The sequence below is a fragment of the Xanthomonas sp. NCPPB 1325 genome (genome assembly GCF_041477645.2).
GTDB lineage: Bacteria > Pseudomonadota > Gammaproteobacteria > Xanthomonadales > Xanthomonadaceae > Xanthomonas > Xanthomonas cannabis.
Genome location: NZ_CM192985.1, coordinates 2892166 through 2916076 on the forward strand (window position 1 = coordinate 2892166; position 23911 = coordinate 2916076).

The window sequence follows — 23911 nt, forward strand, 5'->3', positions numbered from 1 at the left end:
TCGTACGGAGCAATTCCGCACGTAAACAAGGCGACCCTTGGGCCGCCTTGTGCATGGGCAGACAACTCCATAACTGCACCAGCTCAGCCTAGGTGATGACGAAGCACCTGCTCCGCCATCACCTCGCTGCACGTCATTACATCCCGTGCGCCGCCAGCTGCCCAAGCCGCTGCACCGCCACCGACACGGTCGGGTAGTCCAGCGTCTTCTGCTCGGCCACATCGGCCAGCATGGCCAGGGTGAAGCGCAGGCTGGAATCGTCGCGCGCCAGCCAGTTGGCCACCTTGTCCTCGGCACTGCTGCCGGGCATGGTCAGCACCTGGCCCACCAATGCACGCTGATGCGCGGCCAGTTCGTCGCGCAGCACACCACGCGCCACCGCATGCCAGCGGCCGTTGACCTCCAGCGCGTCGATCTGCTCGAACAACCACGGCAGCCGCAGCGCGTCGCCCAGGCGGAAATGCACCTTGGACACTTCCACCGGCTTGAGCTTGCGGGTGCGGGCGGTTTCGATGATGTCGAACGCCGGTTCCAGGTACCGCAATTCGCACAGCTGCTGCGCCAGTTGCGGCGGCAGTCCCTTGTCCTGCCACTCCTGCACGCTGGCTTCGTACAGCGGTCGCTGCGTATCGGACAACACGCCCGAGGCGACACGGATGTCGTTGAACGGGCCGTGGTAACGCTCCACCGCCGCCGTGATGCCCGGCATCTGGCCCGGACGCAGCAGCAGCCAACGCACGAACGAGCGTTGCAGGCGCCAGATCACTTCCAGTGCATCGATCTGCACCGACTCGGGCACCTTGCCGTCCAGCGCATCGATCTGCGTCCACAGCGCGCGCGCATCCAGCGTTTCGCGGCTGATGGTGTAAGCCTTGGCGACCTCGGCGATGCTGCGGCCGGTGTCTTCCTGCATGCGCATCAGGAAGGTGGCGCCCATGCGGTTGATGGTGGTGTTGGTCACCGCAGTGGCGATGATTTCGCGCTTGAGGCGGTGGCGCTCCATCGCATCGGCGTACTTCTTCTGCAGCGGCTGCGGGAAGTAACGCTGCAATTCCTTGGACAGGTATGGGTCTTCCGGGATGTCCGATTCCAGCAGCTGCTGGAACGCCACCAGTTTGGAGTACGACAGCAGCACCGACAGTTCCGGACGCGACAAGCCCTGCCCGCGTGCCTTGCGTGCCGACAGCTCGGCATCGGAGGGCAGGAACTCGATCTGGCGATCGAGCAGGCCCTGCAGTTCCAGCGTGCGGATGAAGTGCTGCTTGGAGCCCAGCCGCTTGACGCTCATGCGCTCCATCAGGCTGATCGCCTGGTTCTGCCGGTAGTTGTCCCACAGCACCAGGTCGGCCACTTCGTCGGTCATCGACGCCAGCAGCTTGTTGCGCGCGTCATAGGTGAGCTTCTTGGCCTGCACCATGTCGTTGAGCAGGATCTTGATGTTCACCTCGTGGTCGGAGGTGTCCACGCCGGCCGAGTTGTCGATGAAGTCGGTGTTGAGCAGCACGCCGGTCTGCGCGGCTTCGATGCGGCCCAGCTGGGTCAGGCCCAGGTTGCCGCCCTCGCCCACCACCTTGCAGCGCAGCTCACCGCCATTGACGCGCAAGCCGTTGTTGGCGCGGTCGCCCACATCGGCATGCGATTCGCTGGCAGCCTTGACGTAGGTGCCGATGCCGCCGTTCCAGAACAGGTCCACTGGCGCCTTGAGGATGGCGTTCATCAGCTCGTTGGGCGAGAGCTGCTTGACGTTGGACTCCAACCCCAATGCCTCGCGCACCGGCGCGCTGATGTCGATGGACTTCAGGGTGCGCGGATAGATGCCGCCACCGGCGCTGATCAGCTTGGCGTCGTAGTCCGCCCAGCTGGAACGCAGCAGCTTGAACAGGCGCTCGCGCTCGGCGAAGGACGCAGCGGCATCCGGCGACGGGTCGAGGAAGATATGCCGGTGGTCGAACGCGGCCAGCAGGCGGATATGCCGTGAGAGCAGCATGCCGTTGCCGAACACGTCGCCGGACATGTCGCCGATGCCGACCACGCTGAAATCCTGGCTCTGGCAATCGCGTCCCATCGCACGGAAGTGGCGCTTGACCGACTCCCATGCGCCACGCGCGGTGATGCCCATACCCTTGTGGTCGTAACCGACCGAGCCGCCAGAGGCGAACGCATCGCCGAGCCAGAAACCATGGTCCAGCGCCAGCCCATTGGCGATGTCGGAGAAGGTCGCGGTGCCCTTGTCGGCGGCGACCACCAGGTACGGGTCGTCCTGGTCGTGACGCACCACCTGCGGCGGCGGCACGATCTTGCCGCCGACGATGTTGTCGGTGATATCGAGCAGGCTCTGGATGAACAGCTTGTAGCAGGCGATACCTTCGGCCTGGATCGCATCACGGTCCCCGCCCACCGGCGAGCGCTTGACGTAGAAACCGCCCTTGGCGCCCACCGGCACGATGACCGTGTTCTTGACCATCTGCGCCTTGACCAGGCCCAGCACCTCGGTGCGGAAATCCTCGCGGCGGTCGGACCAGCGCAGGCCGCCACGCGCCACCGCGCCAAAGCGCAGATGCACGCCTTCCACACGCGGGCCATAGACGAAGATCTCGCGATACGGACGCGGCTTGGGCAGGTCCGGCACCCGCGCCGAATCCAGCTTGAAACTGATGCAATGGGCGTGCTTGCCCTGCTTGTCGGTCTGGTAATAGTTGGTGCGCAGCGTCGCATCGATCACATCGATGAAGCTGCGCAGGATGCGGTCTTCGTCCAGGCTGGAGACGCGGTCCATCAGCTTCAGCAGCGTGGCGCGGGTGGCTTCCTGCTGCGCGGCGCGATCGCCGCCGCGGGCCTCGAGCACCGGCTCCAGCGCCTTGAGCGTGGCCTCGTCGCCAGCGGCCAGCGCAGACAACTCTTCGCGCAGGCGCTCCTGGCCGGCAAAGATCTGCGCCTTGGTCTCGCTGCCGGTGGACGGGTCGAAGCGCGCTTCGAACAGTTCCACCAACAGGCGCGCCAGCAACGGGTAACGGGTAAAGGTGGCTTCCACGTAGGCCTGCGAGAACGGCACCGCCGTCTGCAGCAGGTACTTGCAGTAGCCACGCAGCAACGCGACCTGACGCCAGTGCAGGCCGGCGGCCAGGATCAGGCGATTGAAGCCGTCGTTTTCCGCATCGCCGTTCCAGATGCGCTCGAAGGCTTCACCGAAGCTGGCATCGGCGTTGGCCGCGTTGATCTTGCCGGCGGTGGATTCGACCTCGAAATCCTGGATGTAGACCGGCGTTTCGCCCACCTGCAGCCGATACGGCCGCTCGGAGATCACGCGCAGGCCCATGTTTTCCATCATCGGCATCGCGTCGGACAACGGAATGTCGTCAAGCTGACGGTACAGCTTCAGGCGCAGGCCTTCGCCCGCATCCAGGCGCATGCCGTCGTCGCGACGGATTTCCTGCAGGCTCAGATGCAGGTCATCGGGACCATCCAGCGTGGCCAGGTGCTCGACATCGGACACCGCCGACTCGATCGACGAGTCCTCGATGTAGCCGGCCGGCAGCGCGCGGCCGAAGTTGGCCGCCATGCGCAGGCCGTTGGCCTCGCCGTGGCGCGCCACCAGCGCTTCGCGCAGGGCGTCGCGCCAGTTGCGCAGCAGGTGCGCCAGTCGCGATTCGAGTTCGGTGGTATTGAACTCCAGCGCCTCGCCACTCTTGGGGCGCACGATCAGATGCAGCTGCGCCAATGGCGATTCGCCCAGCACCACGCTCGAATCGATGTACTCGCCATGCAGCGCGTCCTTCAACAGGCCTTCGATGCGCAGGCGCACATCGGTATTGAAGCGCTCGCGCGGGATGTACACCAAGGCGGAAATGAAGCGGCTGTACTTGTCGCGGCGCAGGAACATGCGGCTGCGTACACGCTCCTGCAGCCCCAGGATGCCGATCGCCGTGCGGTACAGCTCTTCCTCGTTGGACTGGAACAGCTCCTCGCGCGGCAGCGTTTCCAGGATGTGGCGCAACGCCTTGCCGCTGTGGCTGCTCGGGGTCAGCCCCGACTTGCTCATCACGTATTCGTGGCGCTGGCGCACCAGCGGAATTTCCCACGGGCGGCGGTTGTAGGCACTGGAGGTGAACAGGCCCAGGAAGCGCTGCTCGCCGACGATGCGGCCCTTGGCATCAAATTCCAGGATGCCGATGTAATCCATGTAGCCAACGCGGTGCACGCGCGAGCGCGCATTGGTCTTGGTCAGGATCAAGGCGTCCTTGAGCTTGGACGAGGCATTCAGGCCGTGCGCGGCCAGGGTGGTCACCGGGCGCGCCGGCGAGGTGTCGTGGCCGCGCATCAGGCCCAGGCCGGTCTCTTCCACCGGGGCCAGCACATCCTGGCCGCCCTGCTTCTCCACGCGGTATTCCCGGTAGCCGAAGAAGGTGAAGTGGTCGGCGGCGGCCCAGCGCAGGAACTCCTGCGCCTCGTGGCGGCTGATGTCGTCGATGGGAAGGCGGCGGGTGGCCAGGTCGTCGGCCAGCATCACCATCTTTTCGCGCATCGCGGCCCAGTCCTGCACGATGGCGCGCACCTCGGCCAGCACCTTGCGCACCGCCGCTTCCACCTTGGGCATCTCATCGGCCGGCTGGCGGTCGATCTCCAGCACCATCAGCGATTCGCTCTTGCCCTCGCCCACCGCGGTCAGCTTGCCGGCCTTGTCGCGCGCGATGCGCAGCACCGGGTGACCCAGCACGTGCACACCGATGCCCAGGTCCGACAGGGTCATGCTGACCGAGTCCACCAGGAACGGCATGTCGTCGTTGACGATCTGCAGCAGCGTATGCGGCGACTCGTAGCCGTGGCTCTTCAGGGTGGGGTTGAACACGCGCACGTTGACCGTGCCGGCCTTGCGTACGCGGGCAAACTCCAGCATGTCCGACGCCAGCGCCGCCCATTGCTCGGGCGGATGATTGGGAAACTCGTCTTCTTCCATGCGCCGGTAGAAGTCGGCGGCGAACGCCTGGACCTCGCCCTGGCGGGCCGCCGGGTAGCGCTTGCGCAGTGCGGCAAACACCGGCTCGAGGGTGACCGCCTGCGGTTCGGTGGCAAGCACGGGGACGGCACGTTCGGCGACCGGTTTGACCGACGTCGTGGACGATTTCGGAGCGGCTTTCTTGGCTGTCATGAGAGCGCTGGGATGCTCGGTAGGAAAGCTGAATTGTACCGATGGACCGTGACGACGCCTTGCTGCATAGCGCAAATGCTCAGCGCCCGGCAGGCATCGCGGGGGTGCAGAAGCCGTATGGGTCTGAAGTTTCCCGCCGCTGCCCGGCCGGGCGCCGCCGCCGATCGCCAGATCCGGCAAAGTCCGGCGCGACGCTTGGCACACAAGGCGTTGTACAGACAGGACGGCCTACGTCAAGGCTGTTTAAAAACTAAACTGGACGGTATAGTCTACCGCCATGACCCCTCGCCCCCCCCGTGCTGCCCGGCGTTCGGACTGCGATCGCCGCATCCATGCTGCCGTGCATACCTTGCTTGCCGAACGCGGAATGCGGCTGAGCATGGACGCGGTGGCCGAGCGCGCCGGCTGTTCCAAGCAGACGCTCTACAGTCACTATGGCTGCAAGGAGAACCTGCTGCGCGATGTGCTGCAGGACCACGTGCACCTGGCCACGGTGCCGCTGGACGCGGTCTCCGGCGATCTGCGCGAGGACCTGCTGGCCTTTGCCCTGGCCCATCTTGACCGTCTGAACAGCCCGGATGTGCTACAGACCTGTCGTCTGCTGGAAGCCGAGTCGCATCGGTTCCCGGATCAGTACCGGCAAATTTTCCACGAAGGCGTGGTCGGCATGCAGCGACGTCTGGCGCATCGCTTCGAACAGGCCATGGCGGCCGGTCAGCTGCGCCATGACGATCCGCACTTCATGGCCGAGCTGCTGCTGAGCATGATCGTGGGGCTGGATTTCGATCGCCAACGGTTTCAGGTTCCCCATCGCGCCGGCCTGCCCGCCAGGCAGCAGTGGGCGCAGTTCGCCGTCGACACCTTTTTGCGGGCGTTTGCCGCGACACCTGCCGCGCCTGCGCCGGCCCCGCTTTCTTTTCTCACTTCAAGACCCTAACGGAGTTCCTCCTGATGATTGCCCCGCTCCGCACCTTCGGCCTGGCCTTGGCCATCACCGCGGCGCTCGCTGCCTGCAGCAAGCCCGAACAGCAGCAGGCGCCGCCGCCGCCGGAAGTGTCGGTGCTGGAAATGAAGCCGCAGACGCTGCCGCTGGAACGCGACCTGGTGGGCCGCCTGTCGGCGTTCCGCTCGGCCGACGTGCGCGCCCGCGTGGACGGGGTGCTGCTCAAGCGCCTGTACACCGAAGGCACCGACGTCAAGGAAGGCCAGCCGCTGTTCGAGATCGACCCGATGCCGCTGCGGGCCACCCTGCTGCAGGCCCAGGGCCAGCTCGCCGCGGCCGAAGCGACCTATGCCAATGCCCAGATCGCCGCCAAGCGCGCGCGCAGCCTGGCGCCGCAGCAATACGTCTCGCGTGCGGACATCGATAACGCCGAAGCCACCGAGCGCTCCTCCGGCGCCAACGTGCAGCAGGCGCGCGGCGCGGTCGAGGCCGCCCGGATCCAGCTGGGCTTCGCCAGCGTCACCTCGCCGATCACCGGCCGCGCCGGCATCCAGCGGGTGACCGAAGGCGCCCTGGTCGGTGCCGGCGAAGCCACCTTGCTGACCACGGTCGACCAGATCGACCCGCTGTACGTGAACTTCGCGATGAGCAGCGAAGAGCTGGCCTCGCTGCGCCAGGCCCAGAGCAGCGGCAACGTGCAGCTCAGCGGCGACGGCAAGTCCACCATCAACGTGGAACTGGGCAACGGCACCCAATACCAGCACCCCGGCACGCTGGACGTGTCGGCGGTGACGGTGGACCCCAGCACCGGTGCGGTGTCGCTGCGTGCCACCCTGCCCAACCCGGAACTGTCGCTGCTGCCGGGTGCCTTCGTCACCTTCAAGGCCAGCCTCGGCCAGCGCAACAACGCCTATCTGGTGCCGCAGCAGGGCCTGCAACGTGACGCCCTGGGCGCCTTCGTGCTGGTGCTGGGCAAGGACGGCAAGGTGGCGCGCAAGAACCTCACCGTGGATGGTCAGCAAAAGGGCGCGTGGATCGTCACCGGCGGCCTGGCCCCGGGCGACCAGGTCATCGTGGACGGCGTGCAGAAGGCCAAGGAAGGCCAGCCGGCCAAGGGCGTTGCGTGGAATCCGAACAAACCCGCGCAAGGTGGCCAGCCAGGCGCTGCGGCCGCAGCCCAGGGCGGCCAGACGCAGGCCGCTCCGCCAGCCGACAAGGCCGATGCAGCCGCACCGGCGGCGCAAGCGCAACCCAAGCCCGATGCGGCGGCGCAGCCGGCCGACTCCCAGTCCAAGCAGCAGTGACGGAACCCGGACATGCCTAAGTTTTTTATCGAACACCCGGTCTTTGCCTGGGTGGTGGCGATCCTGATCTCGCTTGCGGGCGTGATCTCGATCCTGAATCTGGGTATCGAGTCGTACCCGACGATCGCCCCACCGCAGGTCACTGTCACCGCCAACTTCCCCGGCGCCAGCGCCGATACATCCGAAAAAGCGGTGACGCAGGTCATCGAGCAGCAGCTCACCGGTATCGACCACCTGCTGTATTTCAACTCGTCCTCGGCCGCCAACGGCCGCGTCACCATCACCCTGACCTTCGAAACCGGCACTGACCCCGACATCGCGCAGGTGCAGGTGCAGAACAAGGTGTCGCTGGCCACGCCGCGCCTGCCCTCGGAAGTGACCCAGCAGGGCGTGGTGGTGGCCAAGGCCAACGCCGGCTTCCTGATGGTGGCGGCGCTGCGCTCGGACAACCCGTCGATCGACCGCGACGCGCTCAACGACATCGTCGGTTCGCGCGTGCTCGAACAGATCTCGCGCGTGCCCGGCGTGGGCAGCACCAACCAGTTCGGCGCCGAGTACGCGATGAACATCTGGTTGAACCCGGAGAAGCTGCAGGGCTACAACCTGTCGGCCACCCAGGTGCTGACCGCGGTACGCAACCAGAACGTGCAGTTCGCCGCCGGCTCTGTCGGCGCCGACCCGACCCCGGAAGGCATCAGCTTCACCGCCACCGTCTCGGCGGAAGGCCGGTTCAGCTCGCCCGAACAATTCGAAAACATCATCCTGCGCACCGACACCACTGGCGCGACGGTGCGTTTGAAGGATGTCGCACGCGTGACCGTGGGGCCGAGCAACTACGGCTTCGACACCCAGTACAACGGCAAGCCCACCGGTGCCTTCGGCATCCAGCTGCTGCCGGGCGCCAATGCACTGAACGTGTCAGAGGCAGTGGGCGCCAAGCTCGACGAGCTGCAGCCCACCTTCCCGCAGGGTGTGAGCTGGTTTGCGCCGTACGAGTCGACCACCTTCGTGCGCATCTCCATCGAGGAAGTGATCCACACGCTGGTGGAAGCCATCGTACTGGTGTTCCTGGTGATGCTGTTGTTCCTGCAGAACTTCCGCGCCACGGTCATCCCGACCCTGGTGATTCCGGTCGCGCTGCTGGGCACCTTCTTTGGCATGTACGTGATCGGCTTCACCATCAACCAGCTGACGCTGTTCGCGATGGTGCTGGCGATCGGCATCGTGGTCGATGACGCGATCGTGGTGATCGAGAACGTCGAACGCATCATGAGCGAGGAGCATCTGGAGCCCAAGGCAGCCACGCAGAAGGCGATGACCCAGATCACCGGCGCGGTGGTTGCCATCACCGTGGTGCTGGCGGCGGTGTTCATTCCTTCCTCGCTGCAGCCCGGCGCATCGGGCGCGATCTACAAGCAGTTCGCGCTGACCATCGCCATGTCGATGGGGTTCTCCGCGTTCCTGGCGTTGAGCTTCACACCGGCGTTGTGCGGCGCCTTCCTCAAGTCGACCCACTCGACCAAGAAGAACTGGATCTACCGCACCTTCGACAAGTACTACGACAAGCTGGCGCATCGCTACGTGGGCGTGGTTGGCCACACCTTGAAGCGCTCGCCGCCGTGGATGATCGTGTTCGTGGTGCTGGTGGTGTTGTGCGGCTTCCTGTTCACCCGCATGCCGGGCAGCTTCCTGCCCGAAGAAGACCAGGGCTTTGCGCTGGCCATCGTGCAGCTGCCGCCGGGCGCCACCAAGATCCGCACCAACGAGACCTTTGCGCAGATGCGTGCGGTGCTGGAGAAGCAGCCGGCCGTGGAGGGCATGCTGCAGATCGCCGGCTTCAGCTTCCTGGGCTCGGGCGAAAACGTGGGCATGGGCTTCATCCGGCTCAAACCGTGGGAAGAGCGCGATGTGACCGCGGAGGAGCTGATCAAGCAGCTCAACGGCATGTTCTACGGCATCAAGGGCGCACAGATCTTCGTGGTCAACCTGCCCACCGTGCAGGGCCTGGGCCAGTTCGGCGGCTTCGACATGTGGCTGCAGGACCGCTCCGGCGCAGGCCAGGAGGCCTTGACCCAGGCGCGCAACATCGTGCTGGGCAAGGCTGCCGAAAAGGCCGACACCATGGTGGGCGTGCGCCCGAACGGACTGGAAGACGCGCCGCAGCTGCAGCTGTCGGTGGACCGTGTGCAGGCGCAGTCGATGGGACTGGATGTCAGCGACATCTACAACTCGATCCAGCTGATGCTGGCACCGGTGTATGTCAACGACTACTTCTCTGAAGGCCGCATCAAGCGCGTCAACATCCGCTCCGACGACCAGTTCCGCACCGGCCCCGAGTCGTTGCGCAACTTCTTCAGCCCGAGCACGACCGCGGTAGGCGCCGATGGCCAACCCGGGATGATTCCGCTGAGCAACGTGGTCAAGGCCGAATGGACCTACGCCTCGCCGGCATTGAACCGCTACAACGGGTATTCGGCGGTCAACATCGTCGGCAACCCGGCGCCGGGCGGCAGCTCCGGTCAGGCGATGACGGCGATGGAAGAGATCGTCAACAACGACCTGCCACCGGGCTTCGGTTTCGACTGGAGCGGCATGTCGTACCAGGAAATCATTGCCGGTAACGCAGCGACGCTGCTGCTGGCATTGTCGGTGGTGGTGGTGTTCCTGTGCCTGGCCGCACTCTACGAGAGCTGGTCGATCCCGGTGGCGGTGCTGATGGTAGTGCCGATCGGCGTGCTGGGTGCGATCGTGTTCTCGATGCTCCGCGGCCTGCCGAACGACCTGTACTTCAAGATCGGCATGATCACGGTCATTGGTCTGGCTGCGAAGAACGCGATCCTGATCGTGGAATTTGCGGTGGAGCAGCGCGCGGCGGGCAAGACCCTGCGCGAGGCAACCCTGGAAGCGGCGCATCTGCGTTTCCGCCCGATTCTGATGACTTCGTTCGCGTTCATCCTGGGTGTGTTGCCGCTGGCCATTTCCACCGGTGCCGGCGCCAACTCGCGTCACTCCATCGGTACCGGCGTGATCGGCGGCATGGTGTTCGCCACCGTGCTCGGCGTGATCTTCATCCCGCTGTTCTTCGTGGTGGTACGCCGCATGCTGGGCGACAAGCTGGACGAGCAGTCCAAGGAATATCTGGTCGCACAGAACGACTCAGGCACGCATCGCCCGGATCGTTGATCCCGGACAGGGCGTAGAACGAAAAGCCCCGGCAATGCCGGGGCTTTTTTTGGCCTGCGCAACAGTGATGTCCCGTAGGAGCGCACCCGGGCGCGACGGGCATGACCGACAACGCCCATCGCGCCCGGGTGCGCTCCTACGATGGGGGATTGGTGACATGCCGTGCTCGGGCAAGGCCGCACTGCGCGATCCGCAACACCCGCCAGGCACTTGTAGGAGCGCCCCTGGGCACGATGGGCTCCACCGATCCCCCCGTCGCGCCCGGGTGCGCTCCTACGGGGTGGCGGGGATTGGTGACATGGCGTGATTGGAAAAGACCCGCACAGCGCGATCCGCGACGACGGCCACGCCGTTGTAGGAGCGCACCCGGGCGCGACGGGCTGTACCGGTAACGCCGGTCGCGCCCGGGTGCGCTCCTACGACGACGGCGGCTAGGTGCGCGGGCGCGTGCCGGTGGAGCCGCGCACCACGCAGCGCCCGGTCATGACCATGCGGCGGATCGGCAATTGCGGGTTGCTCAGCCGCTCGAGCAGCAGCGACATCGCCGCGCGGCCCATGTCTTCGATCGGCTGTTCGACCACGGTGATGCCCGGCTCGACCAGATCGGTCCAGCGCTCGTTGTCGAACCCGGCAAGGGCTAGGTCGTCGGGCAGGCGCAGGCCGGCCGTGCGTGCGGCCTTCAGCGCCCCCATCAACAGCAGGCTGTTACTGGTGACAATCGCTTCGGGGCGGTCATCGTTGGCAAGCCACCGCTCCAGCTCGACAATGGCCGCCTCGGCGGTGGGTGCCACTTCGCGGTAATCCGGGCTCAGGCCTTGCGCGCGCATCGCGGCCTGGTAACCGTCGCGGCGCTCGGCCGCCGTGGTGCTGGTGCTGCCGAACAACCCGCCGATGCGCCGGTAGCCCTGCCCCTGCAGATGCGCCACCAGCTCGCCCATGGCCGCGGCGTTGTCCAGCACCACACTGTCGTAGCGGCTGCCGGGGCCGGCACGGTCGACCAGCACGGTGGGGTAATCCAGGGCCAGTTCGTGCATGCGCCCCACGGTGACCCGGGTCGGGGCGAAGATCAGCCCGGTGATGCGTTCTTCCTGCATCAGCTCCAGATACAGCGCCTCGCGCTCGGGATCTTCATCGGTATTGCACAGGGTCACGCGCATACCGGCACGGTAAGCGACCTCTTCCACCGAGCGGATCAGCGCAGTGAAGTACGGGTTGCGGATGTCGGCCACGATCACGCCCAGGATGCCGGACTGCTGGGAGCGCAGCCGTCGCGCCATCAGGTTGGGGCGATAGCCGGTCTGGCGGACGGCAGCCTCGACCTTGGCCCGCACCTCCTCGCTCACCGGCCCGGTACCCAGGGCGCGCGAGACCGTGGACTTGGACACACCGGCCACCCGGGCCACGTCATTGATGCTGATACTCACTGGGACCGTTCCCGCTCCATTTGCGCACCTGACCCAGGTGCGGTGTCGCCTCTGATCCTAACCCGAAAGCACTACAAGGATTTTGTGCACCGCACATTGACCTGAAACGTGGGAACGTTCCCACTATACTTTCCAGCCTGATCCCCCAATCGGAGCCCGCCTTGTCCTCTCCGTCGCCCGCCCCCGTGACTCCCGAGCTCATCCGTCTGCATGCGCAGGCCCGCGACAAGGACGATGCCATTGCCCAGGCCGCGCAGTTGCTGGTGGCCGCCGGCTGCGTGGCGCCCGGCTACGACGCCAGCATGCGCCGCCGCGAAGGCCTGGCGAACACGTTCCTGGGCCACGGCCTGGCCATCCCGCATGGGGTGGGCGAAGACCGCCATCTGGTGCGCCGCGACGGCATCGCCGTCCTGCAGCTGCGCGACGGCGTGGAGTGGAACCCCGGCCAGACCACCCGCCTGGTGGTCGGCATTGCCGCCCAGTCCGACACCCACATCACCCTGCTGCGCCGCCTGACCCGGCTGATCCAGGATCCGGCCCAGCTGGAAGCGCTGTTCAGCACCGACGACCCCGCCGTCATCGTGGCCGCGCTCACCGGCGACCGCGCGCCAGACGCCAGCGCCGCGCCCGCCAGCGACCTGGCCGAACGCTTCGAGTGGACGATTACCTATCCCAGCGGCCTGCACGCCCGCCCGGCCACCCGCTGGGCCGAGACCGCCCGCGGCTTCTCCGCGCGGGCGCAAGTACGCGCTGGCGCCCAGGCCGCCGATGCCAAGAGCCTGGTCGGCCTGTTGCAGCTGGGCCTGCGTGCCGGCGACAGCATCACCGTTTCGGCCGAAGGCGCTGATGCACCCGCCCTGCTCAAGCGCCTGCGCGCCGTGATGGACAGCCTGACCGCGCAGGAAAAAGCCGACGCCGAGCGTGCCGCGCAGCGCCGCGCCGCGCCGGTGGTCGGCTGGACCCCGCCACAGGCGCAGCCGGCCATCGTCGGGATCGGCGCCAGCCCGGGCGTGGCGATCGGCATCGTGCACCGCCTGCGCGCCGCGCAGACCGACGTGGCCGATCAACCGGTGGGTCTGGGGGATGGCGGCGCATTGCTGCACGACGCGCTGACCCGCACCCGCCAGCAGCTGGCGGCCATCCAGGACGACACCCAGCGCCGCCTTGGCGCCTCGGACGCGGCCATCTTCAAGGCCCAGGCCGAACTGCTCAACGACACCGACCTGATCACCCGCACCTGCCAGCTGATGGTCGAAGGCCACGGCGTGGCCTGGTCGTGGCATCAGGCGGTCGAACAGATGGCCTCCGGCCTGGCCGCGCTGGGCAACCCGGTGCTGGCCGGCCGCGCGGCCGACCTGCGCGATGTCGGCCGCCGCGTGCTGGCCCAGCTCGACCCGGCCGCTGCCGGCGCCGGGCTGACCGACCTGCCCGAGCAGCCATGCATCCTGCTGGCCAGCGACCTGTCGCCCTCGGACACCGCCAATCTGGATACCGCCCGCGTGTTTGGCCTGGCCACCGCGCAGGGCGGGCCGACCTCGCATACCGCGATCCTGTCGCGCACCCTGGGCTTGCCGGCGCTGGTGGCGGCAGGCGGCCAATTGCTGGATATCGAAGACGGCGTCACCGCCATCATCGACGGCAGCAACGGGCGCCTATACCTCAACCCCTCCGCGCAGGATCTGGACGCGGCCCGCACCCACATCGCCGAGCAGCAGGCCATCCGCGAGCGCGAAGCCGCGCAGCGCGCATTGCCGGCCGCAACCACCGATGGCCACCACATCGACATCGGCGCCAACGTCAACCTGCCCGACCAGGTGGCGATGGCGCTGACCCAGGGCGCCGAAGGCGTGGGCCTGATGCGTACCGAATTCCTGTTCCTGGAAAGCGGCCGCACCCCCAGCGAAGACGAACAGCACGCCACCTACCTGGCGATGGCACAGGCACTGGATGGCCGCCCGTTGATCGTGCGTGCGCTGGATATCGGCGGGGACAAGCAGGTGGCACATCTGGAACTGCCGCACGAAGAAAACCCGTTCCTGGGCGTGCGTGGTGCGCGCCTGTTGCTGCGCCGCCCCGACCTGCTGGAGCCGCAGCTGCGTGCGTTGTACCGCGCGGCCAAGGATGGGGCGCGGCTGTCGATCATGTTCCCGATGATCACCTCGGTGCCGGAGCTGATCGCCCTGCGCGACATCTGCGCACGCCTCCGCGCCGAGCTCGAGGCGCCGGAGGTGCCGATCGGCATCATGATCGAGGTGCCGGCCGCCGCCGCCCAGGCCGACGTGCTGGCGCGCCATGCAGACTTCTTCTCGATCGGCACCAACGACCTCACCCAGTACGTGCTGGCGATCGACCGCCAGAACCCGGAACTGGCCGCCGAGGCCGACAGCCTGCACCCGGCAGTACTGCGCATGATCCGCAGCACCATTGAAGGCGCGCGCAAGCACGGCCGCTGGGTCGGCGTGTGCGGCGGCCTGGCCGGCGATGCGTTCGGCGCCAGCCTGCTGGCTGGCCTGGGCGTGCAGGAATTGTCGATGACGCCCAACGATATCCCGGCGGTGAAGGCGCGCCTGCGTGGTGCCTCGATGCACCAGCTGCAGCAGTTGGCCGAGCAGGCGCTGGACTGCGAAACCGCCGAACAGGTGCGCGCATTGGAAGCCAAGCGCGAGGACGCGGCATGAGCCTACAGGCCATCACGGTCACGCTGAACCCGGCGATCGACCAGACCATCCAGCTCGACAGCCTGCAACCCGGCGCCGTGCATCGCGCCAGCAGCGTGCGCAATGATGCCGGCGGCAAGGGCATCAACGTGGCCGCCTGCCTGGCCGACTGGGGGTGCCAGGTCGCCGCACTCGGCGTGCTCGGCGGCGGCAATGCCGGCGTGTTCGAAGCGCTGTTCCGCGAGCGCGGCATCGTCGATCACTGCCAGCGCGTGTCCGGCGAAACCCGCACCAATCTCAAGCTGGTGGAAGCGCGCAACAACGACACCACCGACATCAATCTGCCCGGCCTGCGGTTGCGCGGCGCGCACCTGCAAGGCGTGGCCGATCAGCTTGCACCGCTGCTGCGCCCCGGCCTACCGGTGGTGCTGTCCGGCAGCCTGCCGGCCGGCCTGCCCGCCGACAGCTGGGCGCGATTGCAGGCCCAGGCCAGCGCGGCCGGCGCGCGGGTGTTGCTCGATACCAGCGGCGCGCCGCTGGTGGCCGCGCTGGATGCCGCACGCGACGCACTGCCGTATGCGGTCAAGCCCAACCGGCACGAACTGGAAGCCTGGACCGGCCGGCCGTTGACCGACCGCGCCGCGCTCGGCGCCGCTGCGCACGAACTGCTCGCGCGCGGCATCCAGCTGGTGGTCATTTCGATGGGCACCGACGGCGCCCTGTTCGTGCAGCGCGACCAGCGCCTGATCGCGCGCCCCCCGCGCCTGGCCCAGGGCAGCAGCGTCGGTGCCGGCGATGCGATGGTGGCCGGGCTGGCGGCAGCGCTGCTGGATGCCGCCACCGACCTGGCGCAGTGCGCGCGGCTGGCCACGGCGTTTTCGATGTGCCGGCTGGAAAGCGGCGACGCACGCCGACTCACCGCCGACGGCGTGCGGCGTGCCGCCGCCGAGGTCGTGATCGAGACCGTGTCGTGAGCCGGTCCCTGCAGGTGCGGCCCGACGGCAGGTCGCCACGCGCACGGCGCACAGCGACCAATGGCACGCCCGGCACGCGTCGCACGCACGCCTAACCCATCGAATTCCCCCGCCGGCCACACCGGCGACCGCAATACAGCAGGAGTCTTGCCATGTCCTCTTCCATCGTGGTCATCGCCGCCGGCGAACGCAGTACCGAAGCCGTCCTGGCGGCCGAAGCGCTGCGCCGTGCGGCCACCGCCGCCGGGCGCAGCGTGACGATCGAGATCCGCAGCGACCAGGGCGTGCTCGGCGCCTTGCCGAGCGAGCTGACCAGCGCGGCCACCCAGGTGCTGGTGGTCGGCGATGCCGATGCCGACAGCGCGCGCTTCGGCGACGCACAGTTGCTGCACCTGAGCCTGGGTGCCGTGCTGGACGACCCGGCCGCAGCGGTCGGTCAATTGGCCGTGCCCGCCTCCGCCGTCGGGTCGGCAGCCTCCGGCACCGGCAGCAAGCGCATCGTGGCCATCACCTCCTGCCCCACCGGCATCGCGCACACCTTCATGGCCGCCGAAGGGCTGCAGCAGGCTGCCAAGAAGCTGGGCTATCAGATGCGCGTGGAAACCCAGGGCTCGGTGGGCGCGCAGGACGCGCTGACCGATGACGAAATCCGCGCGGCCGATGTGGTCATCATTGCCGCCGACCGCGAGGTCGACCTGGCCCGGTTCGCTGGCAAGCGCGTATTCAAGAGCGGCACCAAGCCGGCGATCAACGACGGCCCGGCGCTGATCAACAAGGCACTGGCCGAAGCCAGCGTGCACGGCGGCGCGACGCCGGCCTCGGGCACGGCCGCCAGCGCCACCGCGAGCAAGGCCAACGGCCGCACCGGCGCCTACAAGCACCTGATGACCGGCGTGTCTTTCATGCTGCCATTCGTCACTGCCGGGGGCCTGTTGATCGCGCTGGCATTTGCACTCGGCGGCATCTACGCCGGCGACGACGCGCACCAGGGCACGCTGGCCTGGTCGCTGTTCCAGATCGGCGCCAAGGCCGGCTTCACCCTGATGGTGCCCGCGCTGGCCGGCTATATCGCCTACTCCATCGCCGACCGCCCCGGCATCGCGCCCGGCATGATCGGCGGCCTGGTCGCCGCCAACCTCAATGCGGGTTTTCTCGGTGGAATCATCGCCGGCTTTATCGCCGGCTACGGCGTGGCCGCACTCAACCGCTACATCCGCCTGCCGCGCAACCTGGAAGGGCTCAAGCCGGTGCTGATCCTGCCGGTGCTGGGCACCCTGCTGGTCGGGCTGGCGATGATGTACGTGTTCGGCCAGCCGGTGGCGGACCTGCTGGCCTGGCTCACCGCCTGGCTGCGCGGCATGCAGGGCAGCAGCGCGCTGCTGCTGGGCCTGCTGCTTGGCGGCATGATGGCCTTCGACATGGGCGGGCCGGTCAACAAGGCCGCCTATGCGTTTTCCACCGGCCTGATCGCCAGCCAGGTCTATACGCCGATGGCCGCCGCCATGGTGGCCGGCATGACCCCGCCGCTGGGTATCGCGCTGGCCACCTGGGTCTTCCGAAACCGCTTCACCCTGGAAGAGCGCGGCTCGGCCACCGCCGCCGGTGTGCTCGGCCTGGCTTTCGTCACCGAAGGGGCGATTCCGTATGCCGCGCGCGACCCGCTGCGCACCATCCCGGCGCTGGTGATCGGCTCGGCGGTGGCCGGCGCGATCTCGATGTCGGTCGGTGCCGAACTGAAGGCCCCGCATGGCGGCATCTTCGTGCTGTTGATCCCCAATGCCGTGACCCATCTGGCGATGTATGTGCTGGCCTTGCTGGCCGGTGTGGTGGTCACTGCCATCGCGCTGCGCGTGCTCAAGCAACCGGTGGCCGACGTCGTCGCCTGAGCCAACCCGCGGCGGCAGGCATCTGCCGCCGCATCCGACGCGCCGGACGCGCGTCACCCCTGATTGCTGTTACCGCCGCGCCGCGTAGTGATCGCGCGCCGCCAGCGGCTTGCCCATGCCCTTGCTGTCGCGTTCGCCACATCGGCCACGCCCTCTTTGTTCGGAGTCCTGCCATGTCCGCCCTGCTCTCCCATCGCGCTTCCCATCGTCTGCTGTGCCTGTCGCTTGCCATGGCACTGCCCTCCTTTGCCCACGCGCAGGATGCCGCCGATGCCTTCAAGCTCAAGCTGGGCTACACCGGCGAAGCCGCCTCGATGATCGATGGCGGCCGCAAGAATGGCGACGCCTACGCCGGCCAGCTGATGGTCGGCACCGATGTCGACATGGACCGCCTGTTCGGCTGGAATGGCGCCACGGTGAAGCTGTACGTGACCAACCGCCACGGCACCAACCTGTCCAACAGCAGCATCGGCAACAGCACCTCGGTGCAGGAAATCTACGGCGGCCAGGGCACGCGCCTGGCCAACTTCACCCTGCTGCAAAAACTCTTCAACGACCGCCTGGAACTGGAAGCCGGCCGCAGCGTCGCCAACATCCACTTCCTCGGCTCGGACCTGTGCCAGTACTTCCAGGGCAACTCGGCCTGCGGCAACCCCACCTTCGTGTTCCGCACCAGCAACTTCACCTACTGGCCGGTCTCCAGTTGGGCCGCGCACGCCACCGCCTGGGTCACGCCCAAGGTCTATGTGCACGTGGGCGCGTACGAGGTGAACCCGGTGCAGGCCCAGGACGGCCAGCATGGCCTGAAATGGAGCACCGACGACACCACCGGCGTGGTGGTGCCCTACGCCATCGGCTACAAGAACAAGGGCGGCGACGGCACGCTGGCGGCGATGTACGAACTCGGCGGCTGGCAGGACAACTCCGACTACACAGACCCGCTGCGCGACCGCAACGGCAACCCCGCCGTGCTCAGTGGCCTGGGCTATGAAAACAAGCAAGGCCGTTCGGGCCTGTTCGGCCGTTTCGAACAACAGGTCACCAACCCCGACCCGTCCGGCACCCAGGGCCTGACCGTCTTTGCCGCCGTCCTCAAGAGCACCGGCGGCCAGGCCATCGAAGACCACTTCGTGCAACTGGGCCTGGTACAGAAAGGCACCTTCGCCAGCCGCCCGCAGGACAACATCGCGCTCGTGATCACCCAGCAGAAATACAGCGACGAAGCCCTGGAAAACCTGCGCCTGGCGCGCGCCTCTGCCGGCGGCACCGGCACCCCGGCCGACAACCAGATCATGATGGAGCTCAGCTACGGCATCCAGGTCACCAAGCGCCTGCGCATCGCCCCCAACCTGCATTACGTCATCAACCCAGACCAGTTCAACGAACCCACCCGCACCACCGATCTGAAGAATGCATTGATTGCGGGCATGCGGATAGACTGGAATCTGTGACCCGTAGAGAAGCTGCGCGTGTTGCTCGCATGCTTGGCGGGCACCACTGCCTGAAGTGAGTGGCGGGTGCGTTGCATTTACTGCAGTGCAACCCATTGCGTCGACCCGTTTGGGTTAGGCATTTGCCGGATATGGCCGACGGGTTCGATGAGCCGCTTAGGCGCGACCGCACGCGATGTGGCTTTGTCAGCCGCCCCTGTCGCGCGCAAGCCAGTGGCTGTAATGACGACGTCGCATCATTGCGAATCTGATGTTGCGCGCAGATTGATCGCTCTGTATTGCCGCTGGTTGCCGTAACGCGGCCCATTCTTCTCGAAGGTGGCGCAGAGCCGGTCTTCGCCACAGGGAGCTAGGTCGGCACGGGACACGCGATCCAGGTAGTCGATGGACGCCCGAAGCTGTGCGAATTCGGTTCGCTTTTCGGTGATCATGCCAACCGAGTAGGCCACCGCACCCAGGCCCAACACGCCGGCCACGAGCATCGTGGCGGATGCAATGCCCATGCGTCGCGTGATCTTTGTTTCCAAGGACTGCTGGGCCTGCGCGTAACGTCGAGTGGCTTGCTGCAATGTCTCATCCGCAGTGGCCATTTCTTTGTTGAATCGCTTGGCTGCCGGTTCCAGCGTCTGCGTCAACGCTTGATTGGTCAGCTGCGTGAGCCGCGGCAGTGCGTTCTCGAGCACCCGATTGACTTTGAAGTCGGCGCTGCCCACCGCGTTCTGGAGCACTTGGAGCTGCTCGGCGACCACCTCGCGCAACCGTTGTTCGCGCTGCTGCATGGATGCCACCAGCGTCGTCAGCACTTTGACCGTCTCTTGCAACGAAGTGTTGGATGCATTCAACGTGGCCATCATTTCCGCCATTGCGGCGGCGTCTTGCCTGTCCATGAGGTCTCCTGAGCTCGGCTGGTCAGGGAGCGATTTTGACTAACCGCCGCCCCCTCCACCACCACCGCCTCCTCCCCCGCCTCCACCGCCGTCTCCACCCCCACCGCCGTCCCCTTGGGGACCGCTCTGCATTGGTCCCTTGGCAAACTCCGGCAGCGTCATCACCATGACCGGCCCGCGGCTGGTGTTGATTTCCGCTGAGACATCCATCCCCAGCGCCTGACGTGTGGTGGCGAGCTCCTGGGCCTCCTGCAGGGCTTGCGCCTCCAGGAACTCGTTGCCTCTTTTGATGAGCGCCTGCGTCGCTGCGCTGTTGGAGACTCGGTTCAGCGCTTGCTCGATCGCCAGTTCGTTCTTGCTGTCGAGCGCATAGAGCACTTCGTCCACGTCAGGGTCGCCCGTGATGGATTTGCGCTCAGCTTTCGACGAGTCGTTTGGCGCATTCCCTTCGCCTGAACCGGAAAAGCGCTGAACTGGAGATGGGAATGCATCGGCTTGCGCGGCCGCTTCTCTGGGCGAGCGGTGACTTGGTTGGTGCGCGCTGAGTGCATCCATGCTGCTACCTTCCTGGTCTAGCGCCCTCTTTTGAGCGAAGGGATAAGGTTCTCCGCGCTCGCGATACTCCCTCCACTCACGGTGGAAGCGTTCGTCCTCCCGATCCGCCGCCTCAATCTCCTGTTGCAGTTGACGCAGCGAGCGCATGGTCTCTTCCAGGAACAGTGCGCCACCCGGGTCTGCGGCACTGCGGTCGTGCGTCGGGGTCGATTGGGTGCGCAAGTCCTCCACTTCTGCCGACCCTGCGGGGAAGCGATTCACAGCGCTGGCTTCCAAGGACTGCTCGTGTGCCTGCGCAAAGTGTTCTGCTGGCCCTACATTCGCTCCATGCTCAGTGAGCAAGCCATCGGAGGGACGGGGCTGCTCGGCCTTGGTTTCTTGCTCAGGATTTGTAAGCGCTGCGGCCTTCGATGCAATCAACGAGTCTGCTGACGCAGGCGTCGTTGGGGCCATGACACGAACCGGCGCCGCCTCCTGCTCACGTGCCATGTCTTGCTGGCGGACCGACGCTTGCTCCATCTTCATCGGCTGCGTTTGCACATGGCGAGACAGCGCCGGGGACCCCGAATCGGCCTGCACGCTTTGCATAGGTTCGTCGCCGGATTCCCCGCCCCCAGAGGGAGACCCATGGAGGTGCGCAGCATCGCGACTCTCCAACGCATGCGTTTCCAGCGCGCGTGCCGCTTCTTGTGCTTGATGCGGCTGCGCGTCGCCTGGACCAGGCGCCTGCGTCCGTGGGTCAAGCGTAGTGTGAGCCGCGCGTTCGCCTACCGGTTGGTTATTCGTCTCGAACTGCTGGTAGGCGTCTGCCTGCTGCAACTCGGGCTGCGGCGTTTGCTGAGCCAGCGCCGCAGTCGGAGCGTGCGGCCGAGGGTCGGCTTGTTGCGAGGCATGCTGGCTGGGGTCTTGCTGATGCGCTTGCTGCGCCTGACGTTCCTGGACTTCAACCCGCGTGGCTTCTTGAGCCTGGCGCTCTTGCTGCTGCTGGTTGTCCTGGGCTTGGCGCTCCTGCACCTGACGTTCCTGGACATCCCTTTCCTCACGCTCCTGCAGCTCGCGTTGCTGGCTGGTCTGTGCCTGCCGCTCCTGTAGTTGGCGCTCTTCTAGCTCACGCTGCTGCTCTGCTTGTCGCTGACCTTCCAGCACGGCGTGGGCCTGGACGGCTTGTTCGCTCTGCGCCCGCTCTTCGCGCTCCGGCTGTGCCTGTTGGAGGTGTTCGCGCACCTGCGCGGCGTGCTGCTCTTGCGCAAGACGATCTTGCTGTTCGCGTTCTTGCCGCGCCTGCGCCGCGACAGAGGCTTGCATGCGCGCCTGGATATCCAGCACCTGTTGCGGATTGGACGACTCGGAGGCCGAGGTGTCCGCCTCTGCCGTTCCCTCAGGCACGCGCCCTAGGCTTGGCGACTGTAGTAGATTGCCTTGCGCCTCGCTCAACGCTTGCCGGATCTCTTCGCTGCTGGTGACGGCCACCACGCGAGTCACCCCATCGCTGCCGCGCTGAAGGTGCGCGATGGGGCTGTCATACCCGTATTGCCCCAACTCATTGCGTTGTAGCTGCTGCATGGTCGGCCCGGTGATGCCATTGGCGTCCCTGGTCCGCTGCGCGGCCAGCTCCACTGCCTGCTGGGTCTGAGGGTTCACGTTCAAATCGACGCCTGCGGCCCGGTAACGGTGCAGCAGCTCGTTGTGCTCTATCTGCGCAGCCGTGGGCGCGGGAAGCGCCTGGATCGCTGCCAGGGTCTCCTGGGCACGCTCCACCGACGGCTGGCGCACCTGGTTCGTCAACTCCAGTTCCACCGCCAGGTTGCCAGTGGCCACTCCGTCCCCGCCGGCCCACTGTCCAGCGTCGCTCCGCTGGTAGACCTGCCCGTCGTGTCCCAGCACGAGACCTTGCTTGGCGAGGGCGCTTTCCACGGCTGCCGGCACCTCCACTCCATAGTCGCGGGCGCGCTGCGCGGCGTGGTTTTCCAGGTAGGCGGCGGCAATGGCTTCGCGCCCGGTGGCAATGTTGCTTTCGATGCGCGCCAAGGCTTCCTGGTTGAGCTGCTGCGCGCGTTCCGGGGAGGCGGTTTGGTGTTCGTAGCTGCCCCGGTCGTTGGCACCGGACACGGCGGTTTTGACTTGGCGTTCCCATGCCTGGCTCTCGGGATTGCGGTGCCAGTTCTGGTTGTCCAATCCCACTTGGTCACTGGCCCGTGCAGGGAGGTTGAATGGATCCTGGGGTGGAGGAGCTTTGCCCAGCGCCAGCTCCACTGCCTTGGCGTTGGCCAGCGCGCCCAGTTCCTGCGATTTTTCGTAGCTCGCCACCACGGGCTGCTCGCCGCTCGTGCGTCGGCCATCCTGGGCAAGGTCGATGGCCGCTTCGCGCTGCCAGTTGCGACCGTTGAACTGCCACTCCACGCCCGCCTTGTCGGTCTGGTGGTAGATGGCGTGGTTGTCCAGCAAGTCCGCGCCTTTATCGAACGCTTTGCTCATCAACAACGCATCGCCCACCACCAAGGCCGCAGGCACGAAGCCGCTTCCTCCCACGGCTGCTGCCGTGGACGCTCCACCTGCCCAACCGCCGACGTTACGTGCCAGTGCATGTGTAACCTCAGACTGCGCGGCCGTGGCATTGCCTTGTTCCAGCAGCTCGGCCGATCGGCGGGCGGTTTGCACTGCATCAGCACCTGTCGCCAACAAGCCGCCCGAACGCACCAAAGTGCTGGTCGACGCGTTACCCAGCAATACTTCCATGGACGCCGCGCCGCTTTGACCGCGAGGAACTCGCAAAGGTCTGGCGGCTTCCTCGCCCAGGGCGTTCTCAACCACGGCCACGCCACCGGGCGATAGCGTCAGCTTTCCACCGTGGTAAGCATCGGAGATAGCCTGACTTAAGCCATGCCGCTGAAGCTCGGGGTTGCCGCCGCGGGTCAACGGTTGCCCTGAACTTTGAAGGTGATTGAGCGTGGAAACGATCCGACCTTCGTTGTGCGTGACGGCCGCCCATTGCCGTATGTTCCAGCTCGCCTGCCCGTGCGCATCCATCTGCGCCACATTCTTCGAGGCGTAGCTCGTCGGCAGGTTACTTATCGGGTCATCGAAAAAAGCGTTTGTGATGGCCCGTGCTTGGTCCCTGGTTTGGTTCAGACCGGCATTGGTGTGGAGTTCCCCGTTGATCAATGCCACCTGTGCCGCATCGCTTAACCGCTGGACCTTCATCGCCATCCGGTCCAGCGCGCCCTGGTCCCCATTCAACGCGGCGAAGCCGTCTTTCGTTGAAGCCAGATCTGACAAAGCCAGCATCGTGCCAGTTCTGTATGCGCGTAGCGGCCCACCCGAATGGGGGCTCACACCCAAAGCATGGGCCAGCGCTCTGTCATTTGGCAGGTTGATGAGATTGGTGGCCGCGTCCTTGTCGAAACGCCCTGACCGCACCAACGTCCGCAACAGGGGATCTTCGGAGAACACTTGCTGTTCGAGAGCATGGTGGCTCTGGAACAGGGGATTGCTGCTTGGCAT

General features: G+C 66.5%; 11 protein-coding genes. 7 read left to right on the forward strand and 4 right to left on the reverse strand.

Features of this window, described 5'->3' with window-relative positions; genetic code table 11:
• Window positions 1-136: 136 nt before the first annotated feature.
• Complete coding sequence (locus tag ACCQ10_RS12375; RefSeq protein WP_372360816.1) at window positions 137-5146, reverse strand: NAD-glutamate dehydrogenase; 5010 nt, start codon at window positions 5144-5146, stop codon at window positions 137-139.
• Window positions 5147-5423: 277 nt separating this feature from the next.
• Here ACCQ10_RS12375 and ACCQ10_RS12380 point away from each other — a divergent pair, with 277 nt between their 5' ends.
• The 3 genes from ACCQ10_RS12380 to ACCQ10_RS12390 are packed head-to-tail and all read left to right on the forward strand — an operon-like array spanning window position 5424 to window position 10576.
• Window positions 5424-6083 carry a TetR/AcrR family transcriptional regulator gene (locus ACCQ10_RS12380; protein ID WP_372360817.1) on the forward strand — a complete coding sequence of 220 codons (660 nt, stop codon included), beginning with the start codon at window positions 5424-5426 and terminating at the stop codon, window positions 6081-6083.
• A 14-nt stretch (window positions 6084-6097) separates the two neighbouring features.
• Entirely contained in the window at window positions 6098-7393 is a 1296-nt protein-coding gene (locus tag ACCQ10_RS12385; RefSeq protein ID WP_166751160.1) for an efflux RND transporter periplasmic adaptor subunit, read from the forward strand.
• A gap of 12 nt (window positions 7394-7405) precedes the next feature.
• A complete protein-coding gene (locus ACCQ10_RS12390; RefSeq protein WP_372360818.1) occupies window positions 7406-10576 on the forward strand; it encodes a multidrug efflux RND transporter permease subunit in 3171 nt (1056 codons plus the stop codon).
• Between the two features lie 431 nt (window positions 10577-11007).
• On the opposite strand, the gene ACCQ10_RS12395 is transcribed toward ACCQ10_RS12390, so the two are convergent.
• Entirely contained in the window at window positions 11008-12000 is a 993-nt protein-coding gene (locus tag ACCQ10_RS12395) for a LacI family DNA-binding transcriptional regulator (RefSeq protein ID WP_372360819.1), read from the reverse strand.
• 161 nt (window positions 12001-12161) lie between these two features.
• Here ACCQ10_RS12395 and ptsP point away from each other — a divergent pair, with 161 nt between their 5' ends.
• The 4 genes from ptsP to ACCQ10_RS12415 all read left to right on the forward strand — a co-directional run bounded on the left by ptsP (window position 12162) and on the right by ACCQ10_RS12415 (window position 18968).
• A complete protein-coding gene (gene ptsP, locus ACCQ10_RS12400; RefSeq protein WP_372360820.1) occupies window positions 12162-14678 on the forward strand; it encodes a phosphoenolpyruvate--protein phosphotransferase in 2517 nt (838 codons plus the stop codon).
• Window positions 14675-15631: a 1-phosphofructokinase gene (gene pfkB, locus ACCQ10_RS12405; RefSeq protein WP_372360821.1), complete on the forward strand. Its 957-nt coding sequence runs from the start codon at window positions 14675-14677 to the stop codon at window positions 15629-15631. Before ptsP ends, pfkB begins: the two co-directional genes overlap by 4 nt.
• A 152-nt stretch (window positions 15632-15783) precedes the next feature.
• Complete coding sequence (locus tag ACCQ10_RS12410; RefSeq protein WP_372360822.1) at window positions 15784-17517, forward strand: PTS fructose transporter subunit IIC; 1734 nt, start codon at window positions 15784-15786, stop codon at window positions 17515-17517.
• Between the two features lie 173 nt (window positions 17518-17690).
• Complete coding sequence (locus ACCQ10_RS12415) at window positions 17691-18968, forward strand: carbohydrate porin (protein WP_372360823.1); 1278 nt, start codon at window positions 17691-17693, stop codon at window positions 18966-18968.
• 236 nt (window positions 18969-19204) lie between these two features.
• On the opposite strand, the gene ACCQ10_RS12420 is transcribed toward ACCQ10_RS12415, so the two are convergent.
• Window positions 19205-19855 (reverse strand): hypothetical protein, encoded by a 651-nt coding sequence (locus ACCQ10_RS12420; RefSeq protein WP_039407376.1) that lies wholly within the window; start codon window positions 19853-19855, stop codon window positions 19205-19207.
• A gap of 39 nt (window positions 19856-19894) precedes the next feature.
• Entirely contained in the window at window positions 19895-23911 is a 4017-nt protein-coding gene (locus tag ACCQ10_RS12425) for a hypothetical protein (protein ID WP_372360824.1), read from the reverse strand.

What these genes read in the sequence shown, in the direction of transcription:
- ACCQ10_RS12420 (WP_039407376.1), bottom strand. Translation starts at nt 19,855, where the DNA reads ATGGACAGGCAAGACGCCGCCGCAATGGCGGAAATGATGGCCACGTTG.
- ACCQ10_RS12380 (WP_372360817.1), top strand. Translation starts at nt 5,424, where the DNA reads ATGACCCCTCGCCCCCCCCGTGCTGCCCGGCGTTCGGACTGCGATCGC.
- ACCQ10_RS12385 (WP_166751160.1), top strand. Translation starts at nt 6,098, where the DNA reads ATGATTGCCCCGCTCCGCACCTTCGGCCTGGCCTTGGCCATCACCGCG.
- ACCQ10_RS12415 (WP_372360823.1), top strand. Translation starts at nt 17,691, where the DNA reads ATGTCCGCCCTGCTCTCCCATCGCGCTTCCCATCGTCTGCTGTGCCTG.
- ACCQ10_RS12410 (WP_372360822.1), top strand. Translation starts at nt 15,784, where the DNA reads ATGTCCTCTTCCATCGTGGTCATCGCCGCCGGCGAACGCAGTACCGAA.
- ACCQ10_RS12390 (WP_372360818.1), top strand. Translation starts at nt 7,406, where the DNA reads ATGCCTAAGTTTTTTATCGAACACCCGGTCTTTGCCTGGGTGGTGGCG.
- pfkB (WP_372360821.1), top strand. Translation starts at nt 14,675, where the DNA reads ATGAGCCTACAGGCCATCACGGTCACGCTGAACCCGGCGATCGACCAG.
- ACCQ10_RS12425 (WP_372360824.1), bottom strand. Translation starts at nt 23,911, where the DNA reads ATGCCAAGCAGCAATCCCCTGTTCCAGAGCCACCATGCTCTCGAACAG.
- ACCQ10_RS12375 (WP_372360816.1), bottom strand. Translation starts at nt 5,146, where the DNA reads ATGACAGCCAAGAAAGCCGCTCCGAAATCGTCCACGACGTCGGTCAAA.